Annotated in this window: 14 protein-coding genes and 1 pseudogene; 4 read left to right on the plus strand and 11 right to left on the minus strand. The window is 59.2% G+C overall.

What is annotated here, in order from left to right; translation table 11 throughout:
- Nucleotides 1–184: 184 nt before the first annotated feature.
- A complete protein-coding gene (locus tag BPHY_RS37430) occupies nt 185–403 on the minus strand; it encodes a hypothetical protein (RefSeq protein ID WP_012406656.1) in 219 nt (72 codons plus the stop codon).
- The gene (locus tag BPHY_RS40935) at nt 403–759 is read right to left on the minus strand and encodes a hypothetical protein (protein ID WP_233445386.1); all 357 of its coding nucleotides are present in this window, start codon (nt 757–759) and stop codon (nt 403–405) included. Before BPHY_RS40935 ends, BPHY_RS37430 begins: the two co-directional genes overlap by 1 nt.
- A gap of 383 nt (nt 760–1142) precedes the next feature.
- Between BPHY_RS40935 and imuA the strand changes: the two genes are divergently transcribed.
- Nucleotides 1143–1853, plus strand: coding sequence for a translesion DNA synthesis-associated protein ImuA (gene imuA, locus BPHY_RS37440; RefSeq protein ID WP_041766718.1), 711 nt, complete (start codon nt 1143–1145; stop codon nt 1851–1853).
- Between the two features lie 47 nt (nt 1854–1900).
- On the plus strand, nt 1901–2863 hold the full coding sequence (locus BPHY_RS37445) for an SOS response-associated peptidase family protein (protein WP_012406660.1): 963 nt from the start codon (nt 1901–1903) through the stop codon (nt 2861–2863).
- 102 nt (nt 2864–2965) lie between these two features.
- On the opposite strand, the gene BPHY_RS37450 is transcribed toward BPHY_RS37445, so the two are convergent.
- The 3 genes from BPHY_RS37450 to BPHY_RS43970 all read right to left on the minus strand — a co-directional run bounded on the left by BPHY_RS37450 (nt 2966) and on the right by BPHY_RS43970 (nt 4187).
- Nucleotides 2966–3325 (minus strand): diacylglycerol kinase, encoded by a 360-nt coding sequence (locus BPHY_RS37450; protein WP_012406661.1) that lies wholly within the window; start codon nt 3323–3325, stop codon nt 2966–2968.
- A 296-nt stretch (nt 3326–3621) separates the two neighbouring features.
- On the minus strand, nt 3622–3900 hold the full coding sequence (locus BPHY_RS37455; RefSeq protein ID WP_012406662.1) for a hypothetical protein: 279 nt from the start codon (nt 3898–3900) through the stop codon (nt 3622–3624).
- Between the two features lie 164 nt (nt 3901–4064).
- On the minus strand, nt 4065–4187 hold the full coding sequence (locus BPHY_RS43970) for a hypothetical protein (RefSeq protein WP_267896366.1): 123 nt from the start codon (nt 4185–4187) through the stop codon (nt 4065–4067).
- Nucleotides 4188–4453: 266 nt separating this feature from the next.
- Between BPHY_RS43970 and BPHY_RS37460 the strand changes: the two genes are divergently transcribed.
- Together BPHY_RS37460 and BPHY_RS37465 are read left to right on the plus strand one after the other, a co-directional pair.
- Complete coding sequence (locus BPHY_RS37460; protein WP_233445387.1) at nt 4454–4867, plus strand: hypothetical protein; 414 nt, start codon at nt 4454–4456, stop codon at nt 4865–4867.
- A gap of 202 nt (nt 4868–5069) precedes the next feature.
- Nucleotides 5070–5294 carry a hypothetical protein gene (locus tag BPHY_RS37465; RefSeq protein ID WP_041766600.1) on the plus strand — a complete coding sequence of 75 codons (225 nt, stop codon included), beginning with the start codon at nt 5070–5072 and terminating at the stop codon, nt 5292–5294.
- On the opposite strand, the gene ligD is transcribed toward BPHY_RS37465, so the two are convergent.
- The 6 genes and pseudogenes from ligD to BPHY_RS37490 form a co-directional block, all read right to left on the minus strand.
- Nucleotides 5291–7246, minus strand: a complete 1956-nt coding sequence (gene ligD / locus BPHY_RS37470; RefSeq protein WP_012406665.1) for a DNA ligase D — start codon at nt 7244–7246, stop codon at nt 5291–5293. The genes BPHY_RS37465 and ligD overlap by 4 nt on opposite strands.
- Nucleotide 7247: 1 nt before the next feature.
- Nucleotides 7248–7547 (minus strand): hypothetical protein, encoded by a 300-nt coding sequence (locus BPHY_RS37475; RefSeq protein WP_012406666.1) that lies wholly within the window; start codon nt 7545–7547, stop codon nt 7248–7250.
- Nucleotides 7525–8085 carry a hypothetical protein gene (locus BPHY_RS37480; protein WP_012406667.1) on the minus strand — a complete coding sequence of 187 codons (561 nt, stop codon included), beginning with the start codon at nt 8083–8085 and terminating at the stop codon, nt 7525–7527. The genes BPHY_RS37475 and BPHY_RS37480 overlap by 23 nt, the downstream gene beginning before the upstream one ends.
- A 92-nt stretch (nt 8086–8177) precedes the next feature.
- Nucleotides 8178–9773, minus strand: a complete 1596-nt coding sequence (locus tag BPHY_RS37485; protein ID WP_012406668.1) for a sensor domain-containing diguanylate cyclase — start codon at nt 9771–9773, stop codon at nt 8178–8180.
- A gap of 153 nt (nt 9774–9926) precedes the next feature.
- Nucleotides 9927–10293 (minus strand): annotated as a pseudogene (locus BPHY_RS43735) (transposase); the annotation flags it as partial.
- Nucleotides 10294–10323: 30 nt separating this feature from the next.
- Nucleotides 10324–12945, minus strand: a complete 2622-nt coding sequence (locus tag BPHY_RS37490) for an AAA family ATPase (protein ID WP_012406669.1) — start codon at nt 12943–12945, stop codon at nt 10324–10326.
- Nucleotides 12946–13050 lie beyond the last annotated feature (105 nt).

Raw genomic sequence — 13050 nt, forward strand, 5'->3', positions numbered from 1 at the left:
CGACGATGCTTCCCGTTTTGTCGCAACAACTTTAAGACAAATGTCCCGTAGAAGCCAACGTGCGAGGCGTTCCGGCGGGGTAGTGCCGTATACCGCGAACTTAACCTGATTGCGCCAGTACACAATGGCCGAGCCGGCCATCAAACGGTACGCATGAACACTGTTCTACACTTCCGTCTGGCTTCTAGCTGTGGTTGTCGACCCATGCACGTGCCCATTCCAGACCGAGCTGCTCAGCCTCCGACTCCGAATCGACAACGTCAAGAATGCCCGACGCTTCTACAAACTTGCCGCTCCTGGTGACAGTGCCGCTGGCGGAATAGCGTTCGCGTTCGGGAATCTCCGACTGTTCTCGAATCGCATGTCCCCACAAGACGTAGCCCCTGTAGGTCTCGCTCTGCATTAGCGTTCGACCTCCGCTCGCGAGTGCCTGCCGTCGACACGAAGCACGTTTCCCTCGGGCGTAATCTGGCGCGGTATGTCGTCGAAAGTTTGCCTGCCTGTAGCACGGCTCGCGGTCGAGCGCATGGAGGTGGCCGGAAGCGGCGCCGTCGCAACAACATATCGAGGCACACGACGGTGCGCAACGTGGGCCGACGTTCTTCGATGAGAGGGCGTTTTGCGGGCAGGCTGGACATGATGCTCCCCCACCACGCCGCGCGCCTCCGGCGGATTCCAGACTTCGACGTATCGTTCACCGGCAATCGACGGTGACACCACCGCGAACGCCAGCAGGCCACCACAGATGATTGCTTTCACTTATCGCTTCTCCGACGTCGTTCCGCACAGCCATGCGGAACAGCAGCTGATTGCCTGACCAACGCAAGTCCCGCCGCAACCGGCGCAGAAATGTCTGTCGCGAACGGCGTCGGTGACGCGCCACGCGATGCCAGAAGGCGTCGCCGTACCGACGCTGCGCTCATTTTCGCATGCGTAGAACGAAGGTTCGCCCGATTTCCCACCGCGAACGGCGTCATCGATGACATCGTCGCCGAAAGCGTCGCGAAGGGACCTGACAAACTCTGCGATTTCGGGCATCGGATGAGTCGGGGGCTTGCGAACGCGGGCATCCATTTGAGCTCTCTGGCAGTTGGCTGATGCGTATGATACTGTATAAAAATACAGGTATATTTTGTCGCATCATGAGCGGTACGATTGCTTGCCCGGAGGATATCCACCCATCGCTGTGGCGCGCTTCGCAGCTCGCTCACGGTCGTGGCCGCGTTGTCGATACCGGCTATCCTGGGCTGTCGAAGGAACTGCCGGGAGGAGGATGGCCGCTCGCGGCGCTTGTGGACCTCCTTGTTCAACAGCCGGGCGTTGGCGAACTTCGGCTGCTGTGTCCGGCGTTAAGCGCAGCCTCGAAGGGAACGATTGCGTTCATCAACGCGCCGCACCAGCCCGACGGCCTTGGGCTGAGTTATATCGGGGTGCCCATCGACCAGGTCATGCTGATAAAAGCGACGAAGACAGCTGATGCGCTCTGGTCCGTCGAGCAGATTCTTCGCGCCGGCACGTGCGGCAGCGTCGTTTTCTGGGCGCAGCACATGAAGGATTCATCACTGCGACGGCTTCATCTGGCAGCCCAGTCGGCCGAAACGCTGTTTGTCATGGTCAGGCCTTTCGCAACGGCGCAGGACGGGTCGCCGGCAATCTTGCGGCTCACTTTGCGACCAACGTCCGAGGGGCTGATTGTTGACATCGTAAAGCGCCGGGGCCCGACTCTGGAGGAACCAATTTCCGTGGCGCTGCAGCCAACGCCTGTTCTGCTTTCAAATCGACCCCGCGTCACGCGACGCCCTCTCGAAGAAGTCGGCCAGGTCCCAGATGCAGTTGAGCCGACGCGCGCATAACCATAGACTTGTAACGCCGAAAACCACTCGACGAAATCGGAGGCGCAATGTGCTTTTCCGCGCAAATCGAAGCTGACTACAAACGATATGTCAGGACGTTCGGCGCGCACATGGATATCCGTGAATTTGCGCGCCTGTATTGGGAGCGAGCCGAGGGGCGACTCAAGGCAAAAATCCCGAAGGCGATGGACGATGCTTTCATAAATCCGCAGTCCAACGAAGAGCGCGGAATCAGGCACCTCATTGAGCAGTACAACGCTGACCAGACGAAGGTGCTCGAGGAAGAACTTTTTAGGCAACGTGCGCGTCTCGTCGCAGCAGAGCGAACGCTGCAAACCGGGCAAACAAAAGCCGCAACCGAGAGCAAGCGCATCGCTGACGACAAAATTGAAGCGACGCTGCGCCGGTTGGAAGACATCAAGCGCACAGAGTGCGAATCGCAAGACTCGCGCATCTTTCCCGGCTACTACGCACCCGTGCTCGTCGTCGAAGATGGGCAGCGAGTTGTGAAACCCGTGCGGTACCAGTGTCGGATCGCGGGCAAGCCGGCGAGCTATGACTTCAAATATCCTGGCACGTACAACGCCCGGATGGATAGTCTGGCAAAGTTCTGGAAGCCGCTTTTCGGGTACTCGCACTGCTTGATGATTGTTGACTCGTTTTACGAGAACGTCGCGCGGTCGAAGATGGAAGGACGAGCAGTCGCCGATGGTGAGAAAGACGAAAACGTAGTCCTCGAATTTCGCCCGAACAACGGTCGGCAGATGCTTGTGGCGTGTTTGTGGTCGAGGTGGTCCGCCCCAGGTGAGCCCGATCTTTATTCTTTCGCAGCGGTAACCGATGAACCGCCACCGGAAGTGGCTGCCGCGGGCCACGACCGCTGCATCATACCCATAAAGCCTGAACATGTTGATGCGTGGCTGAACCCCGACCCACAGGACCTCGCGGCGCAGTATGCGATTCTTGATGACAGGGACCGGCCGTACTATGAGCACCGGCTAGCAGCCTGAGTCCGAGGCGCTGTCGCGCAAATCGCAGTGCCGCGCACGGCAACTACTGTTCCCGTTCCGTACAAAGCCGCTGTCGTTGTGCCAGAGGACTGCGGGCAAGCGCTACCGTTCTGCAAACGCGACAACCAGCGTCAGTATCCCGACGAGAGCGGCGCCTGCGCAGACGAGTAGCACAGCGCCTGCAGCACAGTCTTTGGCTGCACCGATTGCAGGATGATGCTCTGGATGCAAGTGGTCGGCCAGTCTTTCGAGGGCCGTGTTGAAGAGCTCGGCCGCAAGGACCAGCGTGGCCATCGTCAGGCATAGCGCGGAAAACACAAGCGGCGGCCGTAACCAAATCAATACCATAGGTAGTGCGGTCGCGACCGCTGCCTGAATGCGAAAGCTGCGCTCGGTTCGCCACGTTGCGGCAACGCCGGCCACCGCATCGCCGGCGCTTTGCAAGAAGGTCCTTTTCGCCATGATTCACTCCGATTCTGTTATCGGCAAGGCACTGTGTGGTCCTGCGCGGGCCAGCACGTGGAGCGTTTTCAGTCCGGGCACCGAAACATATCCCGCCGAGAGGTTCATTCTGACGCGGGCATTCGCGCGGTGACGGATGTTGTCGGTCGAATCGCAGTGATTCACGTTGACGACAAACGGCTATGCGGCTTTTCCCCCTCGAAGTATGCGAGGCAAGACAGGATGGCGACTCCTCTGGCCTCCTATTGCACGCGATTAAAGGAACATTGCGCCCTCGGCATGCGGAAACTGACGCCTCAAGCGAAACCCGCCGGCAACAGTATCAGCTGCTCGCGACGACGCGCCGCATCGAGTTCACCGCCTGTCAAGAGTTTAGGCTTGAGCCGCTCGATATCCGCGGCGAGCGCGGCCCCCATCGCGGGGTCGTCGCGCAGGAGATCAAGCGACGGCACATAGGGCTCAAATTCGGACCACGGACACAACAGGTCCATCGATCCGGCGTCGTAGCAGATTCGATGCGCTGCGCCGACTAGCCATGGGGCGCCTGGTACCAGGCCGCCCGACGTTGCAGTCATTTCAGAGGCGAAACTTCATCATCCCGAGCGCCACTGGTCCAGAACGCATATCCCGTCGCTATACCCGCGTCTTTAAGCAACCCCCACAGTTTCTCCGGCGAGTTCGTCCTTTGGCGCGGTCGCCCTCCCGGAGTCAGCCATGAGCACGAAAGTCGATACGGGGTTCAGGTTGGTGACGGAATGCTCGCGTACGCTGCAAGATAGCGCCTGCACTGCAGCTCTTCGATGCCGCCTTTGACCGCCACGATCAGCGCGGTGATCGCGTGACGCTGTTGCAGACGCGTCATTCCGCGCCATTGCCCGCCCCTCGAGCTTCCCAGGAAACTTTTGCTGGACCGACGGCCAAAAGGACCTCCCCGAAAAGGTGGTGGCGGCCCGTTCACCGCGCCCGGGGTTCTACGATCGATATCATCGGCAGTTCTCCTGATATTGCCGACCCGCCGAAAAGTTTTCGCTAGAATATATGACTGACACACGTACATTCGCAACCAGTATGAGTTCAAAGCGCCGCGGTGCAGGGGCTTCACGACCCCGGAAGCATCTCACGAAAACGATGTTATTGCCGATGGACGAGGCGTGTGCGCGCGAGCAGTCGTTGTCTTTCCATCTTGCCCTGGTTGCCTGCCGGAACGGTCACGGCAATACTCACCTGTTTAACGAGCTGATCCGGACGGCGTATGTCGCCTGGTTTCTCCAGCAGGACGGCTACGGAAGCGAACCGGCGGTAACCTTCAAGACAGCCGAACATGCGGTCGAGGCAGCGCTGGAACTGGCCCATCATTCCGGCGAGTGGGTGCTCGCAGAGGACACCATTTGCGTGTTCGAGCGCCTGCTCGCGCTGCACGACAGGCAGCTCGCCACCGCGCCCATGCATAAGGTAATCGACGCTCAACGTCGCCTCAGGCAGTTTCTTGCGGGAACCGCAAATTCACCGGTTCCCGACACGGATCGGGCCGACGTGTCATAGCGGGACATTGACCGCACTCGCGAAGCGATTGCTGGAAGGCATGGCGACCGAACTGCTTTCCACCGTGCCTGATCCGGCCGCCGCCGGTAGCGCGGACCTTTCCGAGCGGCAGCACAGACCCATCCTCGCAAGTCATTCCGGAAACGAAAAATCCGGCATGGCCATTGCTGCATCCAGGTCGTCGATATCAAGGGAGACTGCTATGGCAGGTGACAATTCGTTTAAACCGGGCGAGATCGTCAAGACTTCGGGCATTTACTCGGTCGTTCACGACGATGGCAAAGGCACCTTCGAGGTGACCTGCGTCGAAGGCGAGCATTTTCCGCCCACGCGCAGCGGCAAGGGCGCGCACTTCGAACTCAAATATGCCGCCACACACGCGCATCGACATGGCGAACTCAAGGGCAGCGAGGCGCGCAGCGCCTAGCGTTTCATTCCGACGGCACGGCGCATCGCGGCGGTTATTCCCTGCCGCGTGCGCCAGTACGCGGCCCACGGATCGTCGCTGAGCGTGCGCTGCCGCTTGACTGCCTGCGACATTGTCCACTGGTCACCACGCCCCACATCTTTCAGTTCGTCCCACGAGACGGGCATCGACACGGCCATGCCAGAGCGCGCCCGTACCGAAAAGGGCGCAACGGTGCTTGCGCCTTTGCTGTTGCGAAGATAGTCGATGAAGATCTTGCCGACGCGGTTCTTTGGTCCGAGCACGGCGGAGAACTTCTGTGGGACGACGCGCGCCATATGCTGGGCGACAGCCTGTGAGAACGCCTTTACCTCATCCCATTCCTGCCGGCGCGTGAGCGGCACGACGATGTGAAAGCCCTTGCCGCCGCTTGTCTTTGCGAACGAGCGCAACCCGATCTCATCCAGGACGACCTTGACGAGCGAGGCAGCCTCAAGCATTGCATGCCACGGCAACGCCGGGTCTGGATCAAGATCGAAGATGACCCGGTCAGGGTGCTCGAGATCCGGCGCGACGCCGTTCCACGAGTGCATCTCCACGACGCTCATCTGCGCAAGACCGACAAGCGCTTCGCGCGTGTTGGCGACAAGCAGTGGCGGATGCCCGAGATGCAGTTCACGCGGCAGTTCCTCGACGCCAGGAATGCGCGCCCGTTCGCTGTGCTTCTGAAAGAACAGCTCCTTCTGTATCCCGTCCGGCGCGCGCACCAGCGCCAGCGGCCGGCAATGCAGGTACGGTAGCGCCCATTCGGCGATTTCATCGTAATAGCGCACCAGATCCAGCTTCGTATGACCCGTCACCTCATCCATGATGCGCTGGGCGTTGCTGATCCTCACGTCGCTGATGATCACCGTGCCGCGCGGCCCCGGGCGCTCGCGTGTCGATCCGGACAGACCCGAGGCAGGATCATCAACGACGGTTTCCTCCGTGATTGCCGCGGCGGGCTTGTCCTCGCGTATCGCATGAAAGACGGGATGACGGATCTCGCCACCGGGCGTCCATTCGAGGAATGACACCTCGGCGACAATGTCGGGCTTGAGCCAGTGAAACTCGCGGTCCTTCTCGGGGTTCGGTGGGTTATAGAAGGCCGGCTTCGCCTGTCCGAGCGGCCGGATGCGCCTTGCGAATGCCGTGCCCTGTGACCGTGACAGATGCGGTGCCACATGACCGGCGTAGCGAAGCGACCCGTCTTTCTCGTACACGCCGAGCAGCAGTGAGCGTAGGCCCGATTTCACTCCCTTGACCCTAGAAAATCCGCCGACGACGAATTCCTGTCGCAGGTTGCACTTCAGCTTGATCCAGTCGGTCGAACGGCCGGACCGGTAAGGCGCATCGCCGCGCTTTCCGATGATGCCTTCGAGCTTCATCTTGCAGGCGGACGAAACCAGCGAGGCGGGATCTTGTGCAAAGTCTTCCGAATAGCGGATCAGCGGACTTTCGGCATCGCCGAGCAGTTCGCGCAGAAGTGCACGTCTCGCGCGCAGTGGCTGTTCGCGAATGTCGGCGCCGTTGATCCACAGCAGGTCGAATACAAAGAGGACGATTTCCGAGGTGCTGCGACGGTCGAAGGCATTCTGCAACGCGTTGAAGTCGGGCATGCCAGCCGCGTTCAGCACGACAGCCTCGCCGTCCAGCCACGCATCGTCGACGGGAAGCGCCTTCAGTGCATCGTGCAGACGGGCCACGCGGGCCGTCCAGTCATGGCCGTTGCGCGTGACGAGTGTGGCGGCGCCGTTTTCGATACGTGCCAGCATGCGATAGCCGTCGAACTTGATCTCATAGGACCAGTCGCCGCCCAGCGGATGATGGTCGACCAGCGTCGCCAGCTGCGGCTCGATCAGCAGAGGCATCGCGCCAGGGGCCGTCGTCGGTGCACGCACGCGCGTTGAACGCCCGGATCCCCAACGCCCCATCTCATCGACCCGCTTCGAATGGCGGCGCGTCGGCCAACCAGCGCTTTACCTCCTCGCGAAGCGTAAAGGTCGGCGCGACCGGCCATTCTTCCAACACGGGACGCCACTCGTCCCACACGTAATCGTCGAGATCAAATTCCTCGTCGACCTGGCAGCTCTGGTTATCGCACAGGAACGCGTAGATGATCTGGTGGCCGTTCCAGTACGCCACGATGCAATCGCTCAGATCGGCGGTCGTGCCGACGGGCCGGCTGCGAAGCAAGGTGGCGAGCTGCTGCTCAAAGCGTTGGCGCATCATCATCGTAGTCCTCGGAATCTCGCCGGGGAATGGCCGCGTGCAAGGGCCTCGACGTATCCACGCCCATCAGCGCCATCGCCTGCGATAGCAGGTCTGTTTGCGGCTTGAAGTCGAGCGTCCATGTATCGCCCATCGATACGCCCAGCATGCCGCAATGCACCGAAAGCATGTACGACGCCACATGCAAGGCGCGCAGCACGCGTCCCTCGTCCGTCGTCTGTTGCTCCATGTCGAGGTCGATCGCCTCCGCAACACCGGGCGGGGGAGGCACGGCGATGGCGCCGGTTTTGATCAGATGGATCGCGGGGGTGACGATGTGAAGCTGGGGCTCAAAGTCCAGCTGAAAGACATCGTCCTCGCAGTGCACCGTAAGCCCGTGATGCGCCTCCAGCGTGTGGACGGCGACTTCCAGTGCGTGAAGAACCAGCGCATTATCGGCGGCCTGCTGGTTCGCGCGCTGAACGAAGACCGAGCTTTCCATGATCCAGCCTCGAATGGGACGAAAGATTCGCAGCATCAGCGATGCCTGAGCAAGCTTCACGCCGCTTGAATTTTCCCGATGGTCTGCCCCGGCAAAGTGGTGGGGGCACGCTGCGTGCGCCCGCCGCGCGATGAGCGGCAAAAGCGAGGGCGCTAGCTCGAGCAGCAGTTGGCGTTTGTGTCGTCGTCCCTGGTAATGGCGGTGTCGACCTCTGCCGCCTCCGTCGCGGCGAAACGAAATGTTCCTTTGCCCACTTTCTTTGCCTCGTACAGGGCTGCGTCAGCGCGCTCCGTCAGAAGATCGATGGATTCCCCATTGATGGAGAACGCAATACCGATGCTCGCACCAATCGTGGCCGTGGTGCCGGCTGGTAGCCGATACGGTTCCGAGAGCCGTTCGATAATGCGCTGCGCGAGTGCGGCGCAAGCGGCTGAAGTTGCACGCTCAACGACAATGGCCAGTTCGTCGCCGCCTACGCGTGCCACCAGTTCGCCCTGTCGCAGTGTTTTTCCAAGACGGTCCGCAACCGTTTTCAATACCAGGTCCCCAGCGTGGTGACCAAGACCATCGTTGACCTTCTTGAAGTCGTCCAGATCCAGAAACATCAGGGCAAGCACCGGCTCATGGTTGGTCTCGGACTCGGCGCCGACGAGTCTGCTCTCGAGATGCTCGCCCAGGTGCCGGCGGTTCGGCAGGCCGGTAAGCGGGTCATGTCGCGCCCAGTGGCGCATCTGCGCTTCGGCTTCCCGGCGCTCGGTCACATCCTCGATGATGATCACCGCGCTTCCGTCAGGCACCGGATTTTGCGTCATCTCGAGCTGGCGGCCATCATTGAGTTCCAGCTCGAGAGGACCGCGTCCAGCTGACAGCCATGTGGTACATCGCTCGACAAGCTGTTTCCTGAGCGTTTCGCCAAACTTCTCCAGGCTTACATGGCCAATAAACTCGGGCAACGGAACGTTGAGCCTCAGCATTTCAACGGTGGCACCGAACAGTTCCGCGGTGCGCCGGTTCGCGATGACCACTTTCCCGGATTCGTCTACCGTGCACAAGCCGTGAGGCATATGGGTAAGGGCCGCATCGAACCGGGCCGCCAGCTCCGCGTTCGTTTGTTCGGCCGTCATCAGCGCGACGAGTCCCGAATAATGGCGTCGGACAATCGACGCCATTGCAACGACGTACGCAAAAAGCGGCGGTACGAGCACCCAGTATGCGTGGATGGGTGCAAGCAGGGCGCCCAGCCCGATCGGCGCTGCACCCAGCCCAACCTGTGCGATTGCCAGACGGGGCACCCCCGCATTTCTCGACGCAACTCCGCCAAGTGTGCCCGCCGTCACCATGATGGCAAGCGCGCTCAGCGCAGCATCGCCGGACATCATACAGGCCATCGAGCCGGTCCCCAGCACGGTAGAAGATGCCAGCGCCAGCAGTGCGTACCGCCGGGCTGGGCGAAGCGGATGAATCGCGCTGGAACGGCTGGCGGCAATGTACGAATGCGCAATGAAGAGGCGTGCGGAAACGACACTCATGCCTGTCAACAACCAGAGGGCCGGCCACAGCTGACGCAGGCTCACGAGCGCCACCAGAGCGACAAACCCGCTGGCGACACTGGACAGGAACAACGAGCGCTGGTCGCTGAACAACGACGACAGCAGTGAGGAACGGATCGCGACCGTGACCCCGTTTTTCTCAATCGCGGGCGTCGCGAGAATCGGTTCGAGGAAGAGGAGGGGTCTTCTGTCTGGCATACTGTGACCGTACGGCGAAAACGCTTTTATGGCTAAGGAAATAGCAGCTTTCTGCCTTAACGGCGCCGTGGCGGATTTCTTGATGGGTGTAAAGCACACCTACAACTTGCAGGGTCCGGAGCAGCATTGAGCCGAACCCAGAAAGTTGGACGGTTAGCAGCTATGCTGAAGAGGAGCGAGCTCAATATTCGACGGGCTGAGTCCGTCAAACTTCAGCTTAATACGCTCATGGTTGTAGTAGTGAAGGCATTCCTTCAGGCCGTTTTCGAGCTCATCGACGTCGCGGAGTCGTTGGCGTAATAGAACTCTGACTTGAGGATACCGAAGAAGCTTTCCATGGCCGCGTTGCCGAGGCAGTTCCCTGCCGGGACATACTACCCGTGACGGTATTTTTCTTCAGCAGGTGACTTTAGACGGAAAGACGGTATTGCCAACCTTGATCAGAATGCAGGACTGGTCGATCGTCTGGCCTCAACCTACTGAATGCTTTCCGTAACATCGTCCCGACCATATCGAAGGATTCGCCGCTCATGTCACATGGGAAAACGTCTCACTTCACCGAACGCCCGGAGAACTCCTTGATCCATTCGATTAGTTTGTCAACGTCACGCTCAATGACTTCTATGTCGGGACACTCGGCCGGCAATTCGCTCGACTGGGAGTGCTCGAAAACAGAGTAGCGCGTCATCAAGTCGTCAATCATTGCGCAGTCTTCCGACCGTATCTTCGCCAGCTTTCCAATAAGATTCTGAGTTGTGATGCTTCGGCGGAAACGGAGTAGCACGTTGTTGAGCAATATCGTTTCGACGCATCGCTCGACCAGAATTCGAATGTCACTGCACACGCCTTTGGCTCGCTGTTCGTACTCTTCGACTTCCGCTGCGTCGTGTAGCTTTCTCAACTGCACGATCGCTTCGTTGCGAATTTTATTGAGCGCTTTGTCTGGTTTAGCGTCTCTGATGCTCAGATCTGCAACTAACCCGACGTTTTGTCCGAGGCGCCGTAGAGATATCGTAGCCAAGTCGACCGGTGCGGGCTGCTTCTTGAGTTCTGCTTCATCGCGTAGCTTCTTTACGGTTGACTCTACTTGGGTCAACAATGAAAGCCGATGGGTGAAGATGATAACCTGACGTTCGCGAGCCAACGCAACGAGGCGATCCACCACGTGCTCTTCAAAATCCTGGTCGAGTGAGGAAATCGGATCGTCGAATACGAACGGAGTCGGCTGGCCTGAGCCGGAGATGTCTGCAAGAAACGCGGCCAACGCAATGATTCGACGTTCGCCCTCGCTTAAGATTGATTCCGCCTTCACGTCGTCCCCAGTTTCCTTCACAGAGAGGGAGAACGTAACTTTTCCTTTCCCCTGTTGCTTGCTTTTGGGTTCGACGGGAAGGCGGGCTCCATTGAGCGCTTCAAGTTCCTTTGTAAAACGGTCCTGATAGCCGCCTTTCAGCTCCTGGTCCGCGAGTTCCGTGTTTTTCTTGGTTAGCGCCGAAGTCGAGGTGAGGGAAATGGCTTTGGCAAGGGTCGCGACCGTGTTCAGTCGTTGCACTTCGGATTGGATCGCGTCCTGCTCCCGACTTAACCATTGACATGCGATCAGATCCTGCACTCGTGCGACGAGTTGCTTTCGCTTTCCGTCCTGCAGCAGTTCGGTCAACGCTTTTTTTTCTGCGAGAAGCGTATCCGAAACTTCCGTGATCGGCGTTTCCAATGCTGCCCAGTCGACGACTGGTATCTGATCGGTTTGAACTGCAGTATTTGCGGCGTCGCGGCGTGCGACCAGAGCGCTGAGCCAGTCGGCGGCAGTCTGTTCCTCTAGCTTGATCGGGTTGGTGTTGACAATCCACGCTTTCGCGTCGGGGAGGGAGGGCAACGCCTTCTCAAGCTTGTTCAGCGCTCTTTCTGCGTCTGCGGCGTCTTTCTCCAGCTCACCCCGGACGAACTTCTCGAATTGCGTTAGACGGACTTTGGCTTCGTCGACGAGCGGTTGTTGGCAAAGGACACATCTGGCGTCCCCGGTAGTATTTGGGAAATCCGCTCCCTTGTACGCATGTGACACTGAGAATTCGCGAGCCTTTTCCCATAACTCGCGCCACGATTCTTGACCGACCCCTTCAAGCGGTGATCCACCGAAGACCTTCTCTGCATCCTCGCCGGCAGCTTTCCGCTTCTTGATAGCGGTCGCCCGCACGCTTGCAAGATTCGCCAGACTTTCATCGCCTAAGACTTCCTTCCAACCTTGAACCATCGTCTTGACAATGTTAAGCGCTGAGATTTCGCGCTCGATAACTCTAAGTCTCCCGGGAATGTCTTTCTCGGCAAGCGTGGCTTCTCCCGAGATGCGTTCCTCGTTCATCCCTTTCGTATAGCTGCAAGCCGTGGCGATGGCTTCGGCAGTGATGCCAGCTTTCATCGTCGCGAGAAATTTTGCGGATGAGGTACCTGCAAGATCCTCGGGCAGCCTCGGTAGCTTCGACTGCAGTTTATTTTTCCGGTCAGTCAACTCGCCCGAGACCATGTCGCAAATTTTGATCAGGGACGAAACAAAGCGCATGCGCGAGGGCTCATAGGTAGCTTCGTTCTTCGCACCGAAGTAGAGAGTGGCCACGGTCGAGTCGAATACATGGACGTGCCGAAGCTGGGACACGGGGCCGTCCGACAGTTTCCAGGTCCCTTCCTTCTCTCCTTCCCCTACGGCGAGGTGGATGCGTGCGGATGGCTCGGGGCGCTCCTTGCTGAAAACGTTCCCTAAGAGTTCTTCCTTGGCGCGCGATCCGCAGATCTGTTTGATAAGCCGGGAGTATCCGCTCTTCCCGGAACCGTTTGACCCGTAGATGACGAAAAGACCCGCAGTGCCAAAGTCGAGGGTAGCGCCATGCTTGATCGCATTGACGCCTGTTATCTCGCTGATTTTTCGCAGGCGAAGCGAAGCTTGACCTGTGGGCTGAGCAAGGGCTCCGGTCGCAACGACCTCGAACTGATCGCTCTTCTGCTTCGACGCTTCCAATATGCACAAGTCTGCAAGGTTGTTAATCGCTGCTGCGTCTGGCAGCGCCCGCGCTTTGATCATCCGCGCCGCTGCTGTCTGGAGCCATTTGTGCCGTTCGGTCAACCATTGCTCAAAAGGATGCAGTGCAATCTGTGTTGCGGCCTTGTCTTCCATCTTCATCGAAATCTCTCGTCTTTGGTTTATTTTCGGCACATGCGTTGCGCACCGTAGATTTTGTTGTTGCGTTGATGCGATCCATCACTACCCGGATGGATATTTGAAGTC

It is taken from the genome of Paraburkholderia phymatum STM815 (assembly GCF_000020045.1).
Taxonomy (GTDB): Bacteria; Pseudomonadota; Gammaproteobacteria; order Burkholderiales; family Burkholderiaceae; genus Paraburkholderia; species Paraburkholderia phymatum.